A 7,737-nucleotide genomic window follows, 5' to 3' on the forward strand; every position below is an offset into this window, starting at 1 on the left:
TCGGAGATCAGCGCCAGGTCGCCGGCCTGCGGTGTATGCGCGGCGATGCTGGCATTGAGCCGCGCATGCGGGGCAATCACGCCCAGGCAGTGCGGGCCGAGCACGCGCATGCCCTTGGGCCGTGCCGCGGCCTCGACCTGCGCGGCCAAGGAGCCCGGGCCCTGGCCGAGCCCGGCGGTGAGGATGATGGCCGCGGCCACGCCGCGTTCGGCGGCCTGCGCCACCACCTGCGGCACGATGCTGGCCGGCGCGGTGATCACCACCAGGTCCGGGATCCAGGGCAGGTCCTTGAGCCGCTTGACCGTGCGCATGCCATCGATCTCGGCATGGCGCGGATTCACCCAGCCGATCTGCCCGGCGAAGGCCGCCGCCTTGAGGTTGCGGATGACCGCGCGCCCGGCCGAGCGCTCGCGCGGACTGCCACCGACGACGGCCACCGAACGGGGACGGAACACGGTCTGCAGGTGGTAGGTGCTCATCACGGTGCCTGTTGCGGGTACCGGGCAAAGGTACACGGCCCGGAGGTGGTCTGGCTTGCTTTGGATCAAGTGCCGATGAGCGCCAGAGCACAGCCCTGCTGCGCTCTGGCGTGAAGCCCTGCCGGGCACGGCCCGGCACTACCGGCTACAGCAGCGTGCCGCCGAGGATCATCGCCGCGATGCTGAAATAGATGACCAGGCCGGTCACGTCCACCAGCGTGGCCACGAACGGCGCCGAGGCGCTGGCCGGGTCGAAGCCCAGCCGCTTGAGCACGAACGGCAGCATCGAGCCGGACAGCGAACCAAAGGTGACGATGCCCACCAGCGCGGCGCCGATGGTCACCGCCAGCAGCACCCAGTGCGCGCCGTAGTCATGCAGGCCGGCCAGCTGCCAGACGGTGATGCGCACGATCGCCAGCACCCCGAGGATGCCGCCCAGCACCATACCGGTCGGCAGCTCGCGCAGCGCCACCCTCCACCAGTCGCGCAGGCGCAGCTCGCGCAGGGCCAGCGAACGGATCAGCAACGAGGTCGCCTGCGAGCCGGAATTGCCGCCGGAACTCATGATCAGCGGGATGAACAGGGTCAGCACCACCGCACGCGCCAGTTCATCCTCGTAGTGCTGCATGGCGCTGGCGGTCAGCATCTCGCCGAGGAACAGCACGCTCAGCCAGCCGGCGCGCTTGCGCAGCATCTCGAAGAAGCCGATCTGCATGTACGGCTTGTCCAGCGCCTCCACGCCGCCGAACTTGTGCACGTCCTCGGTGGACTCGTCGATCAACGCATCCAGGATGTCGTCGACGGTGACGATGCCCAGCATCTGCAGCTGCGCATCGACCACCGGGATCGCCAGCAGGTCGTGCCGGCGGATCAGCTGCGCGACTTCCTCCTGGTCCAGCAGCGGGCCCACCGTGACCGGCGGGTTGACCTGGGCCACGTCCAGGATCGAATCCTCCGGCGCACCGGTGATCAACCGGCGCATGGTCACCACCTGCCGCAACTGGCGGGTGAGCGGGTCCAGCACGTAGATCGCGTACACGGTCTCGCGGCTGCGCTCGACCTGTCGGATGTGCTGCAGGGTCTGGGCCACGCTCCAGTCGGCCGGCACGCCGACGAACTCGGTCGTCATCAAGGCGCCGGCGGTGTTCGGCGGGTAGCTCAGCAGCAACTGGATCGACTGCCGCGCCTCCGGCGCCAGCAGCGGAATCAGCCGTGCACGCTCGGCGGCGTCCAGCTCGTGGACGATGTCGGTGGCGCGGTCGTCGGCCATCAGCCCCAGCAGGGCCGCGGCGCGGGCCGGCGGCAGCGCGGCGATCAGCTCGCCGGCATGCTGCAGCTCGGGGGCCTCCAGCAGCTTGACCGCACGTGGCACCGGCAATGCGGCCAGGGTGTCGGCCGCCTGCGGCAGGCCCAGGGTGTTGAGGTATTCCACCGCATCGGCGGTGTTGAAGTCGGCAAGGGGTGCACTCAGGGTGGCCGCGTCGGCCACCGGGCGCAGGAGCTGCTTCTGGTTCATGTGGATTCGCCTGTATGCATTGCGATCACGCAACGCCAGCAACGGCGAATCACCCCACTCAGGCGTTCGTCACCGCTGGCGTCGATCGAGATCGACTTCGACTGTCGCTGGACATGGGTTGGACTCCGGGAAGGTGCTGCGGGCCTGCCGCAGCGGCGCGAGTCTGTGCCTGTTGGCCGCCCGGGTCAACCCCGCGCGCGGGTACCGGCGACAGTGCATTGCGCGCGCATTCCTTTTCGTTGACGGGGCAGCCCCCATAATGAACGCAGCGGCCGGCCCACTCGGGCGGCCGGCCCGGTCTTACCTCAAGGAGCTCCACTTCATGCATGGCGGCGGTCTCGAACTCGCGCTGGTACTGCTGCTGGCCGCAGTGGTGGCGGTGCCCATCTTCAAGAAGTTCGGACTCGGTGCCGTGCTGGGCTACCTTGCGGCCGGCGTGGTGCTGGGCCCGCACGTGCTGGGCTTCGTGCAGGACGCCGACCGCATCCTCAACGCCGCCGAGATCGGCGTGGTGATGCTGCTGTTCCTGATCGGCCTGGAGCTCTCGCCCTCGCGCCTGATGGTGATGCGCAAGCCGGTGTTCGGCGGCGGCACGGTGCAGGTGCTGCTCAGCGCCAGCGTGCTCGGCGGCCTGTTGCTGATGTACCACTTCCACTGGAAGAGCGCGCTGGTGGTCGGCACCGCGCTGGCGCTGTCCTCCACCGCGGTGGGCCTGCAGCTGTTGTCCGAGCACAAGGCGCTGAACAGTGATTATGGCCGCTTCGGCTTCGCCATCCTGCTGTTCCAGGACCTGATCGCGATCCCGTTGCTGGCGGCGATCCCGCTGCTGGGCGGGGTCAAGAACGAAACCCTCACCTGGCAGGACGCGGCCATCGCGCTGGGCGTGCTGGCGGCGGTGATCGTGCTGGGCCGGCCGGTGCTGCGGCGGTTGTTCGCGGTGGTGGCGCGCACGCGTATGCCCGAGGTGTTCACCGCTACGGCCCTGCTGGTGGTGCTGGGCACCGCGTGGCTGATGACCGAAGCCGGCCTGAGCGCCAGCCTGGGCGCCTTCGTCGCCGGCGTGCTGCTGGCCGACTCGGAGTTCCGCCACGAGATCGAAGCGCAGATCGAGCCGTTCAAGGGCCTGCTGCTGGGCCTGTTCTTCATCGCCGTGGGCATGGGCATCGACCTGAAGCGGGTCGCCGCCGAACCGGAGGTGATCGCCGCCGGCGTGGCCATCCTGCTGGCGGTGAAGTTCTCGATCCTGGTGGGGCTGGGCCTGGCCGCGCGCATGTCGCTGCGCAGCGCCCTGCTGCTGGGCAGCGTGCTGTGGCTGGGCGGTGAATTCGCCTTCGTGGTGTTCAACGAAGCCGAGCGCGCCCTGCTGCTGGGGCGCATCAACCATGACCGGCTGGTGGCCATCGTCAGCCTGTCGATGGCGATCACGCCGCTGCTGTTGCTGGCCCTGCAGCGTGTGCTGCAGCTCAAGCCGGCGCATGCCGCGCCCGAGCGGGCCCCGGACGAAACGCTCAAGGAGGCCGGCGCACAGCGTCCGCAGGTGATGATCGCCGGCATGGGCCGCTTCGGCCAGATCGTGGCGCGCCTGCTCACCGCCCAGCGCATTCCCTACGTGGCGCTGGAGGCCGACCCGGACACGGTGGAAGACATGCGCCGCTTCGGCAGCCAGCTGTACTACGGCGACCCGACCCGGCCGGACCTGCTGCGCTCGGCCGGTGCCGAGCACATCCGCGTGTTCGTGATGGCCATGGACGACCCGGACACCAACCTGCGCGCGGTGCGGCTGGTGCGGCGCCTGTACCCCGATGCCAAGATCCTGGCCCGCGCGCGCAACCGCCAGCATGCGTGGAAGCTGATGGACATGTCGGCCGAACCGTTCCGCGAAGTGTTCGGCTCCAGCCTGGAAGCCAGCGAGCGCGTGCTGACCGCGCTGGGCATTCCGGCGCATGTGGCCCAGGCGCACGTGCAGCGCTTCCGCGAACACGACGAGCAACTGCTCAAGGCCCAGCACCTGGTCTACGACGACGAGGCCGCGGTGATGCAGACCTCGCGCGATGCGCGTGCCGACCTGATGCACCTGTTCGAGGCGGACGTGGAGGAAGCGGAGGTCAAGCGCGAAGGCAACGGCGAGTAACGACCGACGGCCTTACCCCTCCCCGGCCCTTCCCTTGCCTGCGGCAAAGGGAGGGGGCGGTTCTGCCTGAACGGTCAGATCGCGGCACGCCCGCTTCTGCCCTCCCTTGCGCAGCAGGGGAGGGTTGGGGAGGGGTCCGCGCTTCACCGCGCAAACAAAAAGCCCGGCATCACGCCGGGCTTTTCGTTGCAGGACACCACGCGCCTCAGCCGCGATCGCGCAGGAACCGCGCCATCGACGAGACGCCCGGCACCGCCGGCTCGAACTCACCGGCCACGTCGACGAAACCGCGCATGATCGCGATGTCGCGCGGGCTGCGGTTGATCGCATCGCGCATGTCCGGATCCGCGCCGGCACGCAGCAGGCGCTGCACCAGCAGCGGCAGGCCATGCAGCGCGGCCAGGTGCAGCGGGCCGAAGCCGCGCGGGTCGCGCACGTCCAGCGCCACGTCCTCGTCGAGCAGGCGCTCGACCGCGGCCAGCACCACGTGCTCGTCGCAGGCAGTACCCGGTTCGGCGCGCGCACCCAACAGCAGCAGCAGCGGCGTGACCGTGCCAGCCGAGGCCTGGTCCGGCTCGGCGCCGGCCAGCAGCAGCGTGTCCAGCAGGGCCAGCAGGCGGGTGCGGTCGCGCGAGGTGAAGCCATACAGCGCCGCGCAGTGCAGCGGCGCCAACTGCTGGTCGTCGCCGGCATGCACGTCGGCACCGGCGGTCAGCAGCCGCGCGACGATGTCCGGCAGGCCCAGCGCGGCGGCCAGCATCAGCACCGTCACGCCACCGGGCAGGCGATGTTCCAGCTTGGCACCGGCCGCCAGCAGCGCAGTGACGATGGCGGTCTGGCGCATGCTCACCGCCGCCGACAGCGGCGTCGCACCACTGGCCGCGGCATGCTGCGGGTCGGCCCCGCGTGCCAGCAGCAGGTCGACCACCGCCGCGTGGCCACCGCCGGCCGCGCGCAGCAGGCCGGTGCAGCCCTGCGCATCGACGGCGTCGACCGCGAACCCCAGGTTGATCAGGCGGCGCACGGCATCGGCATCGCCGGCCATCGCCGCGGCCGGCACGTCGGCCTCGCGCAGCGCGCGCAGCGGCAAGGCCCAGCCGCGCCAGTCCAGCCAGTCGGCCAGGTCACGGCGGCCGCTGGACAGCGCCACGCCCAGCGGGGTCTGGCCATCGGCGGCACGCGCATCCGGCGAGGCACCCTGCAGCAGCAGCTGCTTCAGCGAGGCCTCGCGTGCCAGCGCGGTGGCCAGGTGCAGGGCGGTCATGCCGTGGCTGTCACGGGCTTCGCGGTCCACGCCGTTGGCCAGCAGCCACAGCTGCAGCTTCAGCCAGCCCAGGCGCACGGCCAGGGACAGCGCCGGGTCACCGGCCGGCGACGCGCCGAACGGGTCGGCACCGCGCTCCAGCAGTTCCACGGCGAATTGTTCGGTGCCACGCGAGGCGTGGTCATGCTGCACGCAGGCCGCGAGCAGGCGGGTCAGGCCACCGCGACCGGCCGGCGAGACCCCGTGCCTGAGCAGCACCTGCAGGGTCGGCACCGCGTCCACGCCGCGCGAAAGCAACGCGAACATCGGCGTGTCGCCGCTGGCGTCGAGCACGTCCGGGCGCGCACCGGCACCCAGCAGCCAATCCACCACGCGCGGTTGCAGCACCAGCTCCGGGTCATGCAGCAGGCCGCCCAGTTCGTCGGCCGAACACAGCTTGGCCAGCGGCGCCATGCCGTCGACGTTGCCGAACACCAACGCCTCGCGCAGCAGCGCCAACGGCGCGCGGTCGTTGAGCACCGGCGACACCTCGCCCTGGCTGGCGTCGCCGGAGGCGGCGGCATCGCTGACCGCGGCCGGCAACGGGTAGCTGGGGTCCAGCAGCGAGACGATGCTCCAGCGGCCGGCGGCGGCGGCATGGTCGATGGCACGGCGTCCATCATTGCCGGCCACGTCGGCGGCAATGCCCAGGTCCAGCAGGCGCCGGACCAGCGCCGCGGACACGTGTTCGGCGCGACAGGCCAACAGCACCGCGTTGCTGCCGTCGCCATCGACCGCATTGACGTCGGGCTGGTGGGCGAGCAGGCGTTCCAGTACCCCGGCATGGCCCTGCGAGGCCGCGTCCAGCCAGGGCGTGCGGCCGTTGGCATCACGCGGCTCGACGTTGGCGCCGGCGTTGAGCAGGGTTTCGACGATATCGACATGGCCGGCCAGCGCCGACTCGTGCAGCGCACTGCGGCGCTGGCGGTCGCGCGCGTCCAGCCGCGCCTTGTGCTTGAGCAGCAGCTGCACGCCGGCCGGGTCGTCGTCATCGGTGGCCGCGGCGGCGACCAGCACCGGCACGCCATCGACCGGCTCGACCTTGGCACCGCGCTCCAGCAGGAACTTGGCCAGGCGCCAGTTGCCTGACTGGCAGGCCACCGCCAGCGGGCTGTGGCCATCGTTGTTCAGCGCGTCGATCTCGGCGGCGGCATCGCGCAGCAGCGCGGCTACGCCCGGGTCCGAGCTGCGCGCGGCATGGTGCAGCGGGGTGTTGCCCTCGGCATCGGTGGCGCGCGGGTCGGCGCCGTTGGCCAACAGCGTCATCACCGCCTCGGGACGGCCGTGCCAGCTGTCGCGGGTCGCTGCCAGCAGCGGGGTCATGCCACGATGGCTCTGGTTGACGCCGACGCCGCGGCTGATCAGCGCACGCAGCAGGCGCAGGTCCGGCAGTACCGCGGCCAGCACCACCAGGCTGCGCTGGTCGCGCGACTCGGCCGGCGGCTCGGCGTGCGGGTCGGCACCGGCATCCAGCAGCTGCAGCGCGCGGTCGACGCGGCCGCCACGGGCGGCATCGAACAGCTGCGGGACCAGCTCGTCCTGGGCGATCGGTTCCAGCGGTGCCGGCGTGGCGGCGGCCTCGGCGAACAGCTCGACGTCGGTGCGCCGTTCCACCCGTGCCTCGGCCACGGCGGCCGGCGATGCGACCTGCATGGCCTGCAGCAGGTGGTGCAGCAGCGGTGCCAGCACCGCGCTGGCGATGGCCAGCGGCCAACGCAGGGAGGTCGGCAGCAGGCCCGGCCAGGCCAGTGCGACGATGGCCGCGCACAGCACCACCAGGATCGTCGCCGCGCCCAGCCCCTGCCAGGAATCCAGGCCGCGCCCGGCCAGGGCGTTCCACTGCGTGCGCAGCGAGCTGTCCTCGCGCTCCATCGCGTGCCACAACGGCCAGGTGCGCCACAGCGCCAGCACCGCCACGCTGACCGCCACGCTCAGCGCCAGCACCGCGGCCAGGCTGCCGCTGTCATGCAGCGCCGCCAGCGGCCAGGACACCAGCACCGCGACCATCGCCGCGCCACCGGCCCACAGGCCGAGCAGGCCGGGCAGTTCACGCTTGAACAGGGCCAGCGACGGCGCCACGGTGCGGCTGCGCCGCCACCAGGACACCGCCAGCGCGTAAGCCGGCTGTGCCAGCACGCCGCAAAGTGCCGCGGCCACGCCACCGAAGCCGGTGAGCAGGGTCAGCACCACACCGATCGCCAAGGCGACCGCGACCGCGCGGGTACGCAGGGTTTCAGTCATCGCGGCCGTCGATGCGGGCGATCTTCACCGGTGCCAGCGGTTGCGGCGGGAGCTGCAGGTGGAAACC

Annotated in this window: 4 protein-coding genes; 1 reads left to right on the top strand and 3 read right to left on the bottom strand. The window is 71.4% G+C overall.

Features of this window, described 5'->3' with window-relative positions; translation table 11 throughout:
• Together VA603_RS12380 and mgtE are read right to left on the bottom strand one after the other, a co-directional pair.
• Nucleotides 1-479, bottom strand: a 479-nt coding sequence (locus tag VA603_RS12380) for a CoA-binding protein (RefSeq protein ID WP_323439028.1), incomplete at its 3' end; no start/stop codon positions are given.
• Nucleotides 480-624: 145 nt separating this feature from the next.
• The gene (mgtE, locus tag VA603_RS12385) at nt 625-1,995 is read right to left on the bottom strand and encodes a magnesium transporter (protein ID WP_132863815.1); all 1,371 of its coding nucleotides are present in this window, start codon (nt 1,993-1,995) and stop codon (nt 625-627) included.
• Between the two features lie 322 nt (nt 1,996-2,317).
• Between mgtE and VA603_RS12390 the strand changes: the two genes are divergently transcribed.
• Nucleotides 2,318-4,126 carry a monovalent cation:proton antiporter-2 (CPA2) family protein gene (locus VA603_RS12390; protein WP_323439029.1) on the top strand — a complete coding sequence of 603 codons (1,809 nt, stop codon included), beginning with the start codon at nt 2,318-2,320 and terminating at the stop codon, nt 4,124-4,126.
• Between the two features lie 205 nt (nt 4,127-4,331).
• Here VA603_RS12390 and VA603_RS12395 read toward each other — a convergent pair whose 3' ends face one another.
• The gene (locus VA603_RS12395) at nt 4,332-7,670 is read right to left on the bottom strand and encodes an ankyrin repeat domain-containing protein (RefSeq protein WP_323439030.1); all 3,339 of its coding nucleotides are present in this window, start codon (nt 7,668-7,670) and stop codon (nt 4,332-4,334) included.
• Nucleotides 7,671-7,737: the final 67 nt, after the last annotated feature.

The sequence above is a fragment of the Stenotrophomonas capsici genome (assembly GCF_034961085.1).
GTDB classification, from domain to species: Bacteria; Pseudomonadota; Gammaproteobacteria; order Xanthomonadales; family Xanthomonadaceae; genus Stenotrophomonas; species Stenotrophomonas capsici.

Bases quoted from the DNA above. Each gene is read 5' to 3' on its own strand.
- mgtE (WP_132863815.1), bottom strand. From the start codon at position 1,995: ATGAACCAGAAGCAGCTCCTGCGCCCGGTGGCCGACGCGGCCACCCTG.
- VA603_RS12390 (WP_323439029.1), top strand. From the start codon at position 2,318: ATGCATGGCGGCGGTCTCGAACTCGCGCTGGTACTGCTGCTGGCCGCA.
- VA603_RS12395 (WP_323439030.1), bottom strand. From the start codon at position 7,670: ATGACTGAAACCCTGCGTACCCGCGCGGTCGCGGTCGCCTTGGCGATC.